Consider the following 16561-nt stretch of genomic DNA (forward strand, 5'->3'; position numbering starts at 1 on the left):
CTATCGCGGCTTCACCAACGGGAACGCCAGCGACTCCCGGATCGAGCGACCGGTGATCAGCATGACGACGCGGTCCACGCCGATACCGAGTCCACCCGTCGGCGGCATCGCGTATTCGAGTGCGGTGAGGAAGTCCTCGTCGACCTCCATCGCCTCGACGTCGCCGCCCGCCGCCTTGATCGACTGCGCGGTGAGCCTGGCGCGCTGCTCCAACGGATCGGTCAGCTCGGTGTACGCGGTGCCCAGCTCCATGCCCCAGGCCACGAGGTCCCAACGCTCGGCGACCCCGTCGATGCTCCGATGCGCCCTGGTCAGCGGCGACGTCGACGTCGGGAAGTCTCGGTAGAACGTCGGGAACTCGGTCTCCCCCTCGACGAGGTGCTCGTACATCTCGAGCACGATGTGCCCGGCGTCCCAGTCGGGGCGCACCGGGATGTCGTGAACGCGGCAGATCTGGGCGAGCGCATCCGCCGTCGACGACGGCGTGATCTTCGCGCCGCACGCGCGCGACACCGCGTCGTGCACGGACACCACCGGCCACGGCCCGGAGATGTCGACCCGTTCGCGACCGCCGTCGACGATCCGCTCGATCACCGGCTCACCGTGCACCGCTACCGCCGCAGCGATGATCATCTCGCGGGCCAGCCCCCGCATCGACTCGTAGTCCTGGTGCGCCGCATACGCTTCCAGACTCGTGAACTCGGGATTGTGCGAATGGTCGACGCCCTCGTTGCGGAAATTGCGGCCGATCTCGAAGACCTTCTCCACACCGGCGACGCACAACCGCTTCAAATAGAGCTCGGGGGCGATCCGCAGGTACAGGTCGAGGTCGTAGGCGTTGATGTGCGTCCGGAACGGCGCGGCGTTGGCCCCACCGTGCACCGGTTGCAGGATCGGCGTCTCGACGTCGAGGAAACCGTTGTCGGACATGTGTCGACGCAGCGCGCCCACCACCGCCGACCGGGCGACGAGCTGCCGACGCGCCGACGGATCGACGGCGAGGTCGAGGTAGCGTCTGCGCACCTTGGCCTCCGGATCGGACAGACCCGCCCACTTGTCGGGCAGTGGATGCAGGCACTTGCCGTCGAGGTGCCAGCCGTCGATGAGCACCGACAGCTCGCCGCTGCGGCTCGATCCGATCAGCCCCGTCGCACCGATCAGATCGCCGAGATCCAGCGAGGAGGCGAAGTCGGGGCCGTCGATCGCACCCGGTTCGACGAGGAGCTGCACGTCGCCGGACCAGTCGCGGCAGCGCGCGAACACCACGGATCCGAAGTCGCGGAGGGCGACGATCCGTCCCGCGACCGACACCCGGGTCCCCGCCGGCTCCGCGACGGCTGCGGCCACGGTGTGCGTCGGCGCCTGAGCTACCGGGTACGGATCGACGGCGTCGTCGACGAGTCGCTGCAGCTTGGACAGCCGCACCTTGACCTGTTCGGGACGGTGCGGAGCGGAGGCGGACGCCGCGACCTGAGTCGCCTCGACGGCGGCGATCAACTCGTCGACGTCGACGCCGTCGGGGATCGCCGCGGCGCCGCGCGTGTAGTGACGTTCCCGGCGTGCCGCCCCCGGCAACTGCACGAATCCTTCGGCGACGACGGATGCCAAACCGACCCGCGGCAGCGATCGTCCGCCGGCGTAACAGACGTAGCGCGGCACCCAGTCGGGTCGGTACTTCTCGTTCGACCGGTACAGCGACTCCATCTGGTAGTAGCGCGAGACGAAGCCCAGCACTCCGTGGGCCGCCTTGGTGACCGGGCTCGAGCCGATCTCGGCCCCTTTGACGAAGACCCCGCGGAATGTGGCGAAGTTCAGCGAGATCCGCGTGACCCCGACCGTGCCCGCGTTCCGCGCGAACTCGGACACCATCGTCTCGACGACGCCGTTGGGTCCCTGCCGGTCGCGGCGCATGAGGTCCAGCGAGGCGCCGGTGGCGCCCCACGGAACGAATCCGAGCATGCCGATGACCTGTTCGTCGTCGGTGTCGGCGTACTTCACCGCTTCGACGAGCAGGCAGTCGCCGTCCGCGGGGTCGCCGACTCGACTCAGCGCCATCGCGAAGCCGCGCTCGTCCTCGGTGTCGCGCCATTCGTCGGCGCGACGACAGACCTGTACGAGTTCGTCGACGCTCAGCTCGGCGAAGCGTCGGATGCGGACGGTGACGCCGAGACGCTTCACCCGGGCCACCGAACCTCGGACGCTCTTGCGGTCCGGACCGGACAGCGAGTAGTCGGCGACGTGCAGGATCGCCTCGTCGCCGATCGTGAGAGCGGTCAGCCCCGCGGCCTCGAACGTGTGGGCGCCCGCCGCACTGACCCCGAGCGCGGCCGGACGCCATCCGTAGCGTTCGGCGAGCGCCATGAACTCGGCGATCGCGTCGGCCCACGAATCCGGGTCGCCGATCGGGTCGCCGCCCGCGACGGCGGTCGACAACTCCACGCGATACGTGATCGCGGCGCGGCCGTCGGAGGCGAAGACGACCGCCTTGTCTCGTCGGGTCGAGAAGTACGCGAGGGAGTCGTCGTCTCCGTAGGCAGTGATCAACGCGCGGACGAGCCGTTCGTCGGCGGCGGTCATCAGCGAGGCGAGCCGTTGCGAGCGGAACAGGACGACGCCCGCGGCGATCAGCGCGAGCGCGCCGAACAGGCCGAGGAGCCAGGTGATGATGCCGGGCGCGTGGTGGTCACCGAGCCGGTGCAGTTCGAGCGAGGAGAAGGCGACGACGTGATCGAACGCGTACGGCAGCCGCTCCCCCGACCGCAATGTGCCCGGTGCGAGCGTCACCAGACCCCAGCCGACCGCGGTGCCGACGGCGAGACCACCGGTCAGGACGGCGAGTGCGGCCCGGATCGCGCCGCGGCGCACCCTCGTCGAGAACTGCCGGTACGAGGCGACCATCACCAGGAGGGCGAGGACGTCGACGACCAGACCGATCGCGGATGGGACGCGGTCGTCGTAGTAGCGTCTGCCGAGACCTGCGACCAGTACGACGAGGAGATTCACGGTCGCGGAGGCTCCCAACACGCCCACGGTGATCCACCACGCGATTCGTTTGCGCTGCCCCAGCGAGACCGCGAGGAGTCCGAGGACCACCGTCCACGCGAGACTGGTGCTCGGCAACGGGAACAGGTGACTGTCGATGTAGTGCTGCGGCACTCGAATCAGTCGGTGGAACGGCGGAATGACCGCCGACAGCAGCGAGACGACGGCGAGCAGACCGACGAGGGTGCCCGCCTTCTCCGGCACCGTGTGTCCGAAGCCCTGCGGGTGGGTGATCCTGTCGACCGCGCCGCTCGCCCGCCGGACAGCGCTGGCTCGCCGCCCGGCTTCGCGGGAGTTCAGTTCGTCGGGACTGCGCGGAGAACGTGCATCTGCCATGTCGAGAAGTTATGCCCCGATCCTGTGTCCACGCTTATGACCCCTCGCGTGGGAGAATGACTCGCGTGGACGACATCGAGATCCGGGATCAATCAATCCGACTTGGGCAGTTCCTGAAGCTGGCGAATCTCATCGATACCGGGGCGGATGCCAAGGTCGTCGTCGGCGACGGTCTGGTGTCGGTGAACGGCGACGTCGAAACGCGTCGCGGTCGTCAGTTGACGGTCGGCGACGTCGTCGAGGTGGGTGGAGTCAGCGTGCGGGTCGCAGCCGGGTGAGTTCGGCGGTGGTCGCAAGACGCTCGCTCTGCTCGGCCAGTTCCGCCGGGGCCTTCGGCCGCGCACCGAAGATGCGGGTGATGCTCGTGAATGACATGCGGCGTCGTTGACGACTGGACTGCATGAGGTTGTCTCCTCCCCGAGACTCTCTGAATTAGTCTCACTAGATCATCGTCGCTTCGGCCGCGAAACGTTAGCCGCACCGCCGCGAACGAGGGTCATTTCACATTCGGTGCCCGTCGTGGTCGCCGTGCGGGAGAGCCGGATCACGCGCTACCGTGAGACGTCGGCCGATCAGACCACGACGAGAGGCGTCGCGCACATGGCATCAGCGGATTCCGGGGGCCTCGCGGTCGTCGGGCTCAACAAGACCTTCGGTTCCCTCACCGCGTTGTCGGACGTGTCGTTCGAGGTGGGCGCGGGCGAGATCTTCGGTTTCGTGGGATCCAACGGTGCGGGCAAGTCGACCACGATGCGGATCATCCTGGGCGTGCTGGCGGCGAACTCGGGCGAGGCGCTCTTCGACGGCCGCGTGATCGACGCCGACATCCGACGGCGGATCGGCTACATGCCCGAGGAACGCGGCCTGTATCCGAAGATGAAGGTCGGCGACCAGTTGGTCTACCTGGCTCGACTCCACGGTCTGTCGGCGTCCGACGCCGCGGACGCCACCGCGTACTGGACTCAGCGCCTCGGCGTCGAGGCCCGCATCCGCGACAACGTCGGCGACCTGTCCCTCGGCAATCAGCAACGTGTGCAGCTCGCGGCCGCCCTGGTCTTCGCTCCCGACGTCCTCGTCCTGGACGAGCCGTTCTCCGGCCTCGACCCGGTCGCCGTCGACGTCATGAGCGAGGTGATCCTGGAGAAGTCGCGCGACGGCGTGCCCGTCCTGTTCTCCAGCCATCAGTTGGAGCTGGTCCAACGTCTGTGCGACCGCGTCGGCATCATCGCCAAAGGCCGGATGCGTGCGCTGGGAGCCGTCGACGAGCTCCGGGCCCGCGGCGGAGTACGGCTGCGGATCGACGCGCCGAACGCTCCGCACGGCTGGGCCGACACGCTGCCCGGCGTCGTACGCGCCGACTACGGCGGCGAGACCGTGCTGCAGGTGGACGGATCGCACGACGACCAGCGGATCCTGACCGCGGCCCTGGCGACCGGGCCGGTGCACGCGTTCGCGTCCGCCACCCCCGATCTGACCGAGATGTTCCGAGAGGTCGTGACCGCGCAATGAGCACCCCCGAACCAGCCTCCGCGTGGACCTCGGTCCGTCTGATCGCGGCTCGTGAGATCACCACCCGCGTCCGGACCCGCTCGTTCGTCGTCACCAACGTGATCATGCTGCTGGTGGCGATCGTCGGCTGCATCGTCGCCGCACAGTTCGTCGGCGACGACGGTCCGAAGACCGAGACCGTCGCGACGCAGGGTGTCAGCCCCGGGGCCAAGGCGTCGATCACCGCGACCGGCGAGCAGTTGGGCGTCACGTTGAAGCTCACCGACTCGGCCGACGCCCGGACCCAGGCCGCCGACGGCTCAGTGAAGGCCGCCGTCGTCGCCGAGCCGGGCGGCGGATTCCGCGTCTACTCCGAGGACGAACTCGATTCGGACCTCGAGGCGGCGATCAAGGGCGGCATCTCGTCGGCCGCCGTCGACGCCGCCCTGCAGAAGGCCGGCACCGATCCGGCGACGCTGCAGCAGAACACGAGCGTCACCGTCGAACGGACCAAGAAGGTCGCCGACGATCAGGGGCAGCGACTCGCGCTGTCGTACGTCGGCACCCTGCTGATGTTCATGATGGTCTTCGGCGGTGGCATGGCCGTCGCCGTCGGCGTGGTCGAGGAGAAGGTGTCGCGGATCGTCGAGATCCTGCTCGCCACGGTGAAGCCCGGTCATCTGCTGTGGGGCAAGATCCTCGGCATCGGCATCGTGCAGATGGCGTCGACACTGCTGTTCGCCGCCGCCGGGTTCATCACGGCGACCGCGACCGGGCTGCTGACCATACCCAGCGTCGCCGGTGCGATGCTCGGCGTCTCGATCGTCTGGCTGATCCTGGGCTTCCTGTTCTTCGCCGCCCTCTACGCCGCGACGGGCGCGATGGTGTCCCGTCAGGAGGAGATCAACAGCGCCTCATGGCCGTTGATGATCATCGCGATGGCAACCCTGTACGCCGGCATCTTCGGCATCACGTCTCCCGGATCGTCGCTGATGAGCGTCCTGGCATGGATTCCACCGTTCTCGTCGACAGTGATCCCGATGCGCGTGGCGACCGATGAGTCCAGCTGGTTCGAGGTTGCGGGATCATGTGTGGTGATGGCCGTCGTGACCGCGATCGCCGTCTGGGTCGCCGGACGGATCTACCGGCGGTCGGTGCTCCTCACCGGCGCGCGCGTTCCATGGAAGACGGCGTTGGGGAAGTAGGGCGTCGACAACCGCACCGGCGTTGGGTAAGCCTGTGGGATGACCTCCATCGACGTCCTCGCCGACCGCGCCCGAACACTCCTCGCTCTCCACCGCCCCGGCACCCCGGTGATCCTGCCGACCGTCTGGGACGCATGGTCGGCGAAGCTCGCCGTCGACGCGGGCTTCACCGCCCTCACCGTCGGCAGCCATCCGGTCGCCGACTCCATCGGGAAGACCGACAACGAGGGAATGTCCTACGCCGACCTTCTGACCCGCGTCGCACAGATCACCGACGCCGTCGACGTACCGATCTCGGTCGACATCGAGTCGGGCTACGGTGAGAGCCCTCAGCGGCTCGTGTCCGGACTTCTGGACGTCGGTGCGGTCGGCCTCAACATCGAGGACACCGTCCACGGCGACGGAGGCCGACTGCGTTCGTCGACCGAACACGCCGAGTTCGTCCGCGCGCTGCGTGCCGCCGCGGACGAGGCGAAGGTGCACATCGTGATCAACGCTCGCACCGATCTCTTCCTCCGCCAGGACGGCGACGACGCCGACCGCGTCGACCGGGCCATCGCTCGGCTCACGGAGGCCGCCGACGCCGGAGCGGACTGCCTGTACCCGGTGGGCCGCCATGATCCCGACACGGTGAAACGCCTGACCGACGCACTGTCGCTGCCGGTCAACGTGATCGCGCTGCCCGGCGTCGACGACCCGGCGACGTTCGGCCCGCTCGGCGTCGGACGGATCAGTTTCGGGCCGTTCCTGCAGGCCGCGCTCGCGGAGAAGGCGACGGAACTGCTGGGTCGCTGGCGCTGACGACGACGTCGGCCCTCCTCGCCGGACGGGTCCGGTGAGGAGGGCCGAAGCTCTCAGTGACGTGGAACGCTACCTCTGCGCCACCTGCGTCGGAACGATCGGTGCGGGAAGCAGCGTCTGTCCTGCCAGGTAGCGGTCCACACCCGCGGCGGCCGAACGGCCCTCGGCGATGGCCCAGACGATCAGCGACTGTCCGCGACCGGCGTCGCCCGCCACGAACACGCCCGGCAGACCGACCGCACCGAAGTCGGCATCGCGGGCGACGTTGCCACGGGCGTCGTAGGTGGCGCCCAGCTCGTCGAGCAGATCGCCCCGCTCGGGCCCGACGAAGCCCATCGCGAGGAGGACGAGGTCGGCTTCGAGCTCGAAGTCGGAGCCCTCCACCTTCTCGAAGCGGCCGTTCACCATCGTCACTTCGTGCGCCTTCAGTGCGGTCACCGTGCCGTCGGATCCGGTGAACTGCTCGGTGTTCACGCTGTAGACGCGCTCACCGCCCTCCTCATGAGCGGATGCGACACGGTACATGAGCGGGTAGGTCGGCCACGGGGTCGACTCGGCGCGCTCGATCGGCGGCTTCGGCATGATCTCGAACTGGTGGACCTGCTTGGCCCCCTGACGCAGCGCGGTGCCGAGGCAGTCGGCTCCGGTGTCGCCGCCGCCGATGATCACGACGCTCTTGCCCTCGGCGGTGATCTGGTTCTCGACGGTGTCGCCCTGCTGCACGCGGTTGGCCTGCGGCAGGAACTCCATCGCCTGGTGGATGCCGGTCAGCTCGCGGCCCGGGATCGGCAGATCGCGGCCGATCGTGGAGCCGTTGGCCAGGACGACGGCGTCGAAGTCGCCGCGCAACTGCTCGACGGTCACATCGACACCCACGTTGACGCCGGCGCGGAAGACGGTGCCTTCGGCCTCCATCTGCTCCAGACGTCGGTCGATGAACCGCTTCTCCATCTTGAACTCGGGGATGCCGTACCGCATCAGACCGCCGATGCGATCGGCGCGCTCGAAGACGGTCACATCGTGACCGGCCCGCGTCAGCTGCTGGGCCGCGGCCAGACCGGCGGGACCCGAACCCACGACGGCGACCTTGCGGCCCGACTTCTCGGACGGCAGGACCGGCGCGACGGTTCCGGAGTCCCACGCCTTCTCGATCAGCTCCACCTCGACCTGCTTGATGGTCACGGCGGGCTGGTTGATGCCGAGCACGCACGATGCCTCACACGGCGCCGGGCACAGGCGTCCGGTGAACTCCGGGAAGTTGTTGGTCGCGTGCAGCCGGTCGATGCCGGCGTCCCACTGGCCCTTGTAGACCAGGTCGTTCCACTCGGGGATCAGATTCCCGAGCGGACAGCCGTTGTGGCAGAACGGGATTCCGCAGTCCATGCAGCGGCTGGCCTGGGTCTGCAGAGTGGAGTCGGCGAAGTCGTTGTAGACCTCTTTCCAGTCCATGAGCCGCAGGTCCACCGGGCGCCGGGTCGGCGTCTCGCGGTCGGTGTGCTTGAGAAAACCTCTGGGATCAGCCACGAGCCGCCTCCATGATCGCGTCGTTCACATCTCGTCCGGTCTTCTCGGCGACGTCGATGGCGGCGAGAACCTTCTTGTAGTCACGGGGCATCACCTTGACGAAGTGCCCCTGTCGGATCGACCAGTCGTCGAGGACGGCCGCGGCCACCGTCGAACCGGTCTCGTCACGGTGCTCGGTCAGCACGCCCTCCAGGAAGAGGACGTCGTCGGCGTCGAGTTCCTCCAGGTCGACGAGTTCGGCGTTCAGATTCGCCTCGAACGTGTCCTTGGGGTCGTAGACGTACGCGACGCCGCCCGACATGCCTGCCGCGAAGTTGCGGCCCGTCGCGCCGAGCACGACGACGCTGCCACCGGTCATGTACTCGCAACCGTGGTCGCCGACGCCTTCGACGACGGCCTGCACTCCGGAGTTGCGGACGCAGAAGCGCTCGCCCGCGACACCGCGCAGGAAGATCTTTCCGCCGGTGCCGCCGAAGCCGATCACGTTGCCCGCGATGATGTTCTCCTCGGCGACGAAGTCGGCGGGAGCGTTGCGCGGCGGACGGATCACGAGCTTGCCACCCGACAGGCCCTTGCCGACGAAGTCGTTGGCGTCGCCTTCGAGGCGCATCGTGATCCCGCGCGGGACGAACGCGCCGAAACTGTTGCCCGCCGACCCGGTGAAGTCGATCGAGATGGTGCCGTCGGGCAGTCCCTGCGCACCGTACGCCTTGGTGACCTCGTGGCCGAGCATGGTGCCGACCGTCCGGTTCACGTTGGTGATCGGGCTGGTCAGGTTGACGCGGGTGCCGGATTCGACGGCCGCCCGGGCCTTGACGATGAGCTCGTTGTCGAGCGCCTTGTCGAGTCCGTGATCCTGGGTGCCCGTGCAGTACAGGTCCTGGTTCATGAACGGCGACTCCGGGCTGGTCAGAATCGGCGACAGGTCGAGCTTGCCGGCCTTGGTGCCGTTCCAACGCGCCAGCGCCTTGGTGGTGTCGAGCGCGTCGAACCGCCCGATGGCCTCGTTCAGTGTGCGGAAACCGAGGCGCGCCAACAGCTCCCGAACCTCTTCGGCGATGTACAGCATGAAGTTCTCGACGAACTCGGGCTTACCGGAGAAGCGCTCGCGCAGCAGCGGGTTCTGCGTCGCGACACCCACCGGGCAGGTGTCCAGGTGGCAGACGCGCATCATGACACAACCCGAGACGACGAGCGGTGCGGTCGCGAATCCGAACTCCTCGCCGCCGAGGAGTGCCGCGATCATCACATCGCGACCGGTCTTGAGCTGGCCGTCGACCTGCACGACGATGCGGTCGCGCAGACCGTTGAGCAGCAGCGTCTGCTGGGTCTCGGCCAGACCGATCTCCCACGGGGCGCCCGCGTGCTTGAGCGAGGTCAGCGGGCTCGCGCCGGTTCCGCCGTCGTGCCCGGAGATCAGGACGACGTCGGCGTGCGCCTTCGACACACCGGCGGCGACGGTGCCCACGCCGAGTTCGGAGACGAGCTTGACGTGGATGCGCGCGGCCGGATTCGCGTTCTTCAGATCGTGGATCAGCTGCGCGAGGTCCTCGATCGAGTAGATGTCGTGGTGCGGCGGCGGCGAGATGAGGCCGACGCCCGGGGTGGAGCCGCGGACCTCGGCGACCCACGGGTACACCTTGTGCGGCGGCAGCTGCCCGCCCTCACCGGGCTTGGCGCCCTGCGCCATCTTGATCTGGATGTCGGTGCAGTTGCTCAGGTAGTGGCTGGTGACGCCGAACCGACCCGACGCGACCTGCTTGATCGCGCTGCGTCGCCAGTCGCCGTTCTCGTCGTGACTGAAACGACGCGGATCCTCGCCGCCCTCGCCGGAGTTGGAGCGTCCGCCCAACCGGTTCATGGCGATGGCCAGCGTCTCGTGCGCCTCGGCGGAGATGGAGCCGTAGCTCATCGCGCCCGTCGAGAAGCGTTTGACGATCTCACTCGCCGGCTCCACCTTGTCGAGCGGGATCGGGTCCCGGTCGCCGAAGTTGAAGTCGAACAGACCGCGCAGGGTGCCCAGTCTGCTCGACTGGTCGTCGACGAGCTTGGTGTACTCCTTGAACACGCTGTACTGCCCGGTGCGGGTGGCGTGCTGCAGTTTGAACACGGTGTCCGGGTTGAACAGGTGGTACTCGCCCTCGCGGCGCCACTGGTACTCGCCGCTGATCTCGAGTTCACGGTAGGCGCGCTCGCTCGGGCGGTCGGTGAAGGCCACGGAATGCCTGCGCGCCACCTCGCCCGCGATCTCATCGAGTCCGATGCCGTCGAGCTGGCTGTTCAGGCCAGTGAAGAACTCGTCGACCACGTCCTGTGCGATGCCGATCACCTGGAACAGCTGGGCACCGTTGTACGACGGGACCGTGGAGATGCCCATCTTGCTCATCACCTTGAGCACGCCCTTGCCCGCGGCCTTGATGTAGTTGGTGCGGGCCTTGACGAAGCGGGCGGCGTGGTCGAGGTCGTCGGTGCCGGGCACGGTGAGTGAACCCGACTCGAGCATGTCCTCGATGGTCTCGAACGCCATGTACGGGTTGATGCCGCTGGCGCCGAACGCGACGAGCAGCGCCATGTGGTGCACTTCGCGGGCGTCGCCGGACTCGACGACGATGCTCGCGCGGGTGCGGGTCCGCTCACGCACCAGGTGATGGTGGACGGCGGCGGTCAGCAGCAACGACGGGATCGGTGCGAGCGTCTCGTCGGACTCGCGGTCGGACAGCACGATGATCCGCGCACCGTCGGCGATGGCCGCGGACGCCTTCGCTCGCACCTGGTCGAGCGCGGCGCGCAGGCCGGCGCCGCCCTCCGCGACCGGGTACAGGCCGTGAATGTGGACCGATCCGAAACCGGTCGCCTCGCCGTCGATGTCGACCAGACGAGCGAGGTCGTCGTTGTCGAGGATCGGCTGGCTCAGCACGATCTGCTTAGCCGAGTCCGCACCGGGCTTCAGCAGATCGCGCTCGCCGCCGATACGGTGCCGGATGCTGGTGACGATCTCCTCGCGGATCGCGTCCAGCGGCGGGTTGGTGACCTGCGCGAACATCTGCTGGAAGTAGTCGAACAGCATGCGCGGTCGGGACGACAGCACGGCGACAGGCGTGTCGGTGCCCATCGATCCGATGGCCTCGGCTCCGGTCGCCGCCATCGGCGAGATGAGGATGTTCAGGTCCTCGTTGGTGTAGCCGAAGACCTGCTGGCGCAGGGCGACGCGGTCGTGCGCCATATGGCGGTGCGGCGGCGCGGGCAGATCCTCCAGCTTCACCTGGTTGGCGTCGAGCCACTCCTGGTACGGGTGCTCACCGGCGAGGGAGTCCTTGACCTCCTCATCGGCGACGATGCGACCCTGCGCGGTGTCAACCAGGAACATCTTGCCCGGCTGCAGCCGCGTTCGGGTGACGATGTCCTCGGGCGCGATGTCGAGGACGCCGACTTCGGAGCCCAGTACGACGAGACCGTCCTTGGTGACCCAGATGCGGGACGGGCGCAGACCGTTGCGGTCCAGGACCGCGCCGATCACGGTGCCGTCCGTGAAGCACACCGACGCCGGTCCGTCCCAGGCCTCCATGAGGGCCGAGTGGTACTCGTAGAACGCCCGGTGCTCGGGCTTCATGTCCTCGCTGCGCTCCCACGCCTCGGGCACCATCATCAGGACCGCGTGCGGCAGGCTGCGGCCGCCGAGGTGCAGCAGTTCGAGGACCTCGTCGAATCGAGCGGTGTCGGAGGCGCCCGGCGTGCACACCGGGAAGATCTTGTCAGCCAGGCTGCTTCGAGCCGGCTCGCTCGCCGCGCTCCCGGCGCCGCCGAACGCGTCGGTGTCGATCAGCGCTTCACGGGCACGCATCCAGTTCTCGTTACCGGTGACCGTGTTGATCTCGCCGTTGTGGGCGACGCGGCGGAAGGGGTGCGCGAGCGGCCAGGACGGGAACGTGTTGGTGGAGAAGCGCGAGTGGACCATGCCGAGCGCACTCTCGACGCGCTCGTCCTGCAGGTCGAGGTAGAAGTCGCGCAGCTGCGGCGTCGTCAGCATGCCCTTGTAGACCATGGTCTGCCCCGACAGGCTCGGGAAGTAGACGGTGTCGCGGCCCGGGCCGTCCTGACCCGCGCCCTTCTCCCCGAGCTCGTACTGGACCCGCTTGCGGACGACGTAGGCCTTGCGCTCGAGGTCCATCACCTCCGCACTGTCCGGATCGCTCCCGCTCGCGTCGCTCCCGGCGAGCGCCAGGAACACCTGGCGGAACGTCGGCATGGCGTCGCGGGCGAGCGCGCCCAGCGACGATTCGTCGACCGGGACCTCGCGCCAGCCGAGGAGTTCGAGCCCCTCGTCGGCGACGATCTTCTCGACGCCCGCGACGGCGTCGCGCACGTCCTGCGCCGACTGCGGGAGGAAGGCGATGCCGGTGGCGTACGCGCCCTCGGCGGGCAGGTCGAAGTCGACCGCCTCGCGCAGGAAGCGGTCCGGAACCTGAATCATGATGCCCGCGCCGTCGCCCGTGTTGGGCTCGGCACCCGCGGCACCACGGTGTTCGAGGTTGACCAGCACGGTGATCGCCTTCTCGACGATGTCGCGGCTGCGTCGTCCGTGCATGTCGACGACGAACGCCACACCACATGCATCGTGTTCGTTGATCGGATCGTAGAGCCCGACGGGCCCAGGCAAGTGCTTCATGGAAACTGCCATTCCTGCACGCGACGCTGCGTACCGATTCTTCACTCTCGGACCCGGTCGGGCTGATGTGAATCGCACATCACCGGGGATTCAGCGTCGTTGCTGGCGTGCTCGGTCGATGCCGAGCGTGGTGCCGTAATTGTGCCACGGGTGGGCACAGGTCGGCAAAATCGGTTGGACATCCCACAGAAACAGCCGCGTAACGAGCAGGTTGCACCGTATCGTCACAGGTGTGACCGGAGCTACTGCGAGTAACACATATACCTCTTCCGGCGCGAGCGACAGCGGATCCGCCCGCGCCCGTGCACGCGGTGCATACATCTGGCGCACCACGCGTCCGATGATGGGGATCGCCGCACGTGTGCCGTTCCTCGGACCGACGGTGGTTCCGCTGATCCGACCCGCACTGAACTCGTCATTGTCGGCCATCAGTCCGGTTCCACGTGGAACGGTGACGACGACGGTCCGAACACGATCCGGCGACGGCCGGGTGCGCGGCGAGTGGACGCACGAGGGGTCGCGGTTCGGCGGCGGACTCCCGAACCCCGCGAGCGGCCGCAGCATCGTCTACTACCTGCACGGCAGCGGCTACCTGGTGTGCTCGACGCGCACCCACCGCGGACTCGTCGCCCGACTGGTGCGCCGCGAAGGCATCGGCGCCTTCAGCCTCGACTACCGACTCGGCCCCGAACACCGCTTCCCCGCCGGCGGAGACGACGCGATCCGCGGCTATCGCTGGCTCCTGGACCAGGGGTTCTCCGGCGACCAGATCATCGTCGCGGGCGACTCCGCGGGAGGTCACCTGGCGCAGGATCTGATCGCGGCGAACCACGCCGACGGGGTACCGCAGCCCGCGGCGATGATCCTGTTCTCCCCGCTCTACGATCCGCTGTTCGACGTCGCCGTCGCCCTGGAGCGCACCGGTGTCCGCGACCCGCACATCCACGCCGCTGGCGCCAAACGCCTCCTCACCATGTACACCGGCGACGCCGACGCGACTCACCCGCGCATGACGATCGACCTGACGCCCGACATGGACCTGCCCGACACCCTCATCCAGTGCGGCGCCCGCGAGGTGATGGCGGGCGACGCCCGCCGCATTCACGCCAACATCCTTGCCGCAGGCGGGAACTCGACGATCCAGGAATGGCCCGGGCAAGGCCACGTGTTCCAGATGTTCCCGTACTTCACGCCGGAGTCACGCACGGCGATGCGGGAGGCCAAGGACTTCCTGGCGCGACAGGTGCGGTGACGACCCACGGTCCTCTCCCCACTGTCTCATCACGGCGTGGACCGGTCCGTTGATGGTCTCCGACACTCCTCGTGACCGGCACGAGGGCGTGCACGATCGGCGACGGGGCGTCGCGTACCGAGGACCACAGCGCGATCCCGTGCCGTCGTTCGACGCGCGTTGTTCAACACCGCCTCGCATTGCATGACTGTCGCCATCACCCCGCGAACGCATGCAGTTCTGCACGAACCGCATGCGGCTTTGGCCGTTGACCGACCCGACACTCGTCCGCATCATGAGTGTCGACAGACTAGAGGTCCGACATCCGACCACAGGAGGACACCCGGCAATGGCATCGGCCACCGATTCCCCCGCCGTCATCACGACGGTCACCGGCCGCGCAGGCGTCATCACGCTGAACCGACCCCGCTCGATCAACGCGCTCGACCACGAGATGTGCAAGCTCATGGATGCAGCTCTCGTCGCCTGGGCCGACGACGATGCGATCGATCTGGTGATCGTCCGCGGCGCGGGCGATCGCGGCCTCTGCGCCGGAGGCGACATCGTCGCCATCCACACCGACGCGAAGGCGCTCTCGGGGGCGGGCGACGAGGCCGCGGCGGCGTCCGCGTCGGCGGCCTTCTGGCGCGACGAGTACGTGATGAACGCGCGTATCGGCGACTACCCGAAGCCCTATGTGGCGATCATGGACGGCATCGTGATGGGCGGCGGCGTCGGTGTCTCCGGCCACGCCAGCCACCGCATCGTCACCGACAAGACCCGGTTCGCGATGCCCGAGGTCGGCATCGGCCTGGTGCCCGACGTCGGCGGCACCTGGCTGCTCTCGCGCGTCCCGGACGAGCTCGGCACCTACGCGGCGCTCACCACGACGCATCTGCGCGGCGGCGACGTGATCGCTCTCGGTCTGGCCGACCACTTCGTTCCCTCGGACCGGCTCGACGCCTTCGTCGACGCGCTCACCCAGCGCCCGCTCGACGAGGTGCTCGCCGAATTCTCCGAGACCGCACCGGAATCCGACGTCGCCGCCGGACGCGAGTGGATCGCCAAGGCGTTCGCGGCGGACACCGTCGCCGAGATCCTCGAGAACTGCGTCGCCGCGGGCACCGCGGACGGTTTCACGACCGCCGAGACCATCGAGGGCAAGTCGCCCGCTGCACTCGCCGCGGCACTGGCCGCCCTGCGCGCCGCCGCGGACGACGGCTCGTTGCGCGAGTCGCTCACGCGCGAGTACCGGTCGTCGCTGCGCTGCCTGCAGCACCCCGACCTCGCCGAGGGCATCCGCGCACAGGTCATCGACAAGGATCGCAACCCGCAATGGCAGACCGGACCGGTCGACGCGGACTCGTTCCTCGCCCCGCTGCCCGCTCATCTCGAGCTGAAGTTCTGACTCAAGGAGACCCGAGAATGTCTGACACGTACGCGACGATCACCGTCGAGACCCAGGGCCGCGTCGGCGTCATCACGCTGAACCGCCCGAAGGCGCTCAACGCCCTCAACACCGAACTGATGACCGAGGTCGTCGGCGCCGCGAAGGGCTTCGACGCCTCTCCCGAGATCGGCGCGATCGTCATCACCGGCTCCGACCGTGCGTTCGCCGCGGGCGCCGACATCAAGGAGATGTCGTCGAAGAGCTTCGCCGACGTGCAGTCGGAGCGCTTCTTCGGCGACTGGGACGCGCTCGCCGCGCTGAACACGCCGACGATCGCCGCGGTGAACGGCTTCGCGCTCGGCGGCGGCTGCGAGCTCGCGATGCTGTGCGACATCATCATCGCCGGCGACTCCGCGAAGTTCGGTCAGCCCGAGATCAACCTCGGCGTCATTCCCGGCATCGGCGGATCGCAGCGGCTGACCCGCGCCGTCGGCAAGGCCAAGGCGATGGACATGATCCTCACCGGCCGCCAGATGAAGGCCGACGAGGCCGACCGCCTCGGCCTCGTCTCGCGCGTGGTGCCCGCCGACCAGACGCTGTCGACCGCCCTGGAGGTCGCCGCCACGATCGCCGGCAAGTCGGCGATCGCGTCGTCGCTCGCCAAGGAGGCCGTCAACCGCGCCTTCGAGTCGGGGCTGACCGAAGGCGTCCGCACCGAGCGCTCGCTGTTCTACTCCACGTTCGCCTCCGACGATCAGACCGAGGGCATGGCCGCCTTCGTGGAGAAGCGCGAACCGAACTTCCAGCACCGCTGATGCGACGTTGAACTGATCGACGCTCGACCCTCCCGGTGAGATCTGCTCTCCCATCGCGCACCG

At 68.3% G+C, this 16561-nt stretch carries 11 protein-coding genes; 7 read left to right on the forward strand and 4 right to left on the reverse strand.

What is annotated here, in order from left to right:
* Complete coding sequence (lysX, locus tag BKA16_RS02205) at window positions 1-3378, reverse strand: bifunctional lysylphosphatidylglycerol synthetase/lysine--tRNA ligase LysX (RefSeq protein WP_183369033.1); 3378 nt, start codon at window positions 3376-3378, stop codon at window positions 1-3.
* A gap of 56 nt (window positions 3379-3434) precedes the next feature.
* Between lysX and BKA16_RS02210 the strand changes: the two genes are divergently transcribed.
* Window positions 3435-3656 (forward strand): RNA-binding S4 domain-containing protein, encoded by a 222-nt coding sequence (locus tag BKA16_RS02210; RefSeq protein WP_183369035.1) that lies wholly within the window; start codon window positions 3435-3437, stop codon window positions 3654-3656.
* Here BKA16_RS02210 and BKA16_RS24030 read toward each other — a convergent pair.
* Window positions 3631-3753: a hypothetical protein gene (locus BKA16_RS24030; protein ID WP_281378381.1), complete on the reverse strand. Its 123-nt coding sequence runs from the start codon at window positions 3751-3753 to the stop codon at window positions 3631-3633. The two genes, BKA16_RS02210 and BKA16_RS24030, sit on opposite strands and share 26 nt — an antisense overlap.
* A gap of 225 nt (window positions 3754-3978) precedes the next feature.
* Between BKA16_RS24030 and BKA16_RS02215 the strand changes: the two genes are divergently transcribed.
* From BKA16_RS02215 to BKA16_RS02225, 3 genes are read left to right on the forward strand one after another with little or no spacing between them, the layout of a single operon-like run.
* Window positions 3979-4887, forward strand: a complete 909-nt coding sequence (locus BKA16_RS02215; RefSeq protein ID WP_183369037.1) for an ABC transporter ATP-binding protein — start codon at window positions 3979-3981, stop codon at window positions 4885-4887.
* Window positions 4884-6071 carry an ABC transporter permease gene (locus tag BKA16_RS02220; protein ID WP_183369039.1) on the forward strand — a complete coding sequence of 396 codons (1188 nt, stop codon included), beginning with the start codon at window positions 4884-4886 and terminating at the stop codon, window positions 6069-6071. The genes BKA16_RS02215 and BKA16_RS02220 overlap by 4 nt, the downstream gene beginning before the upstream one ends.
* Before the next feature lie 39 nt (window positions 6072-6110).
* Complete coding sequence (locus BKA16_RS02225; RefSeq protein ID WP_183369041.1) at window positions 6111-6872, forward strand: isocitrate lyase/PEP mutase family protein; 762 nt, start codon at window positions 6111-6113, stop codon at window positions 6870-6872.
* A 69-nt stretch (window positions 6873-6941) separates the two neighbouring features.
* Here BKA16_RS02225 and BKA16_RS02230 read toward each other — a convergent pair whose 3' ends face one another.
* The gene (locus BKA16_RS02230) at window positions 6942-8396 is read right to left on the reverse strand and encodes a glutamate synthase small subunit (RefSeq protein ID WP_183369043.1); all 1455 of its coding nucleotides are present in this window, start codon (window positions 8394-8396) and stop codon (window positions 6942-6944) included.
* Window positions 8389-13062: a glutamate synthase large subunit gene (gltB, locus tag BKA16_RS02235; RefSeq protein WP_183369045.1), complete on the reverse strand. Its 4674-nt coding sequence runs from the start codon at window positions 13060-13062 to the stop codon at window positions 8389-8391. Before gltB ends, BKA16_RS02230 begins: the two co-directional genes overlap by 8 nt.
* Window positions 13063-13294: 232 nt before the next feature.
* Here gltB and BKA16_RS02240 point away from each other — a divergent pair, with 232 nt between their 5' ends.
* From BKA16_RS02240 to BKA16_RS02250, 3 genes are all read left to right on the forward strand, one after another.
* Window positions 13295-14314: an alpha/beta hydrolase gene (locus BKA16_RS02240; protein WP_343067247.1), complete on the forward strand. Its 1020-nt coding sequence runs from the start codon at window positions 13295-13297 to the stop codon at window positions 14312-14314.
* A gap of 328 nt (window positions 14315-14642) precedes the next feature.
* Window positions 14643-15701, forward strand: coding sequence for a 3-hydroxyisobutyryl-CoA hydrolase (locus tag BKA16_RS02245; RefSeq protein ID WP_183369047.1), 1059 nt, complete (start codon window positions 14643-14645; stop codon window positions 15699-15701).
* 17 nt (window positions 15702-15718) lie between these two features.
* Window positions 15719-16498 (forward strand): enoyl-CoA hydratase, encoded by a 780-nt coding sequence (locus BKA16_RS02250; protein WP_183369049.1) that lies wholly within the window; start codon window positions 15719-15721, stop codon window positions 16496-16498.
* Window positions 16499-16561 lie beyond the last annotated feature (63 nt).

The organism is Gordonia humi (assembly GCF_014197435.1).
In the GTDB taxonomy this organism is placed as follows: Bacteria; Actinomycetota; Actinomycetes; order Mycobacteriales; family Mycobacteriaceae; genus Gordonia; species Gordonia humi.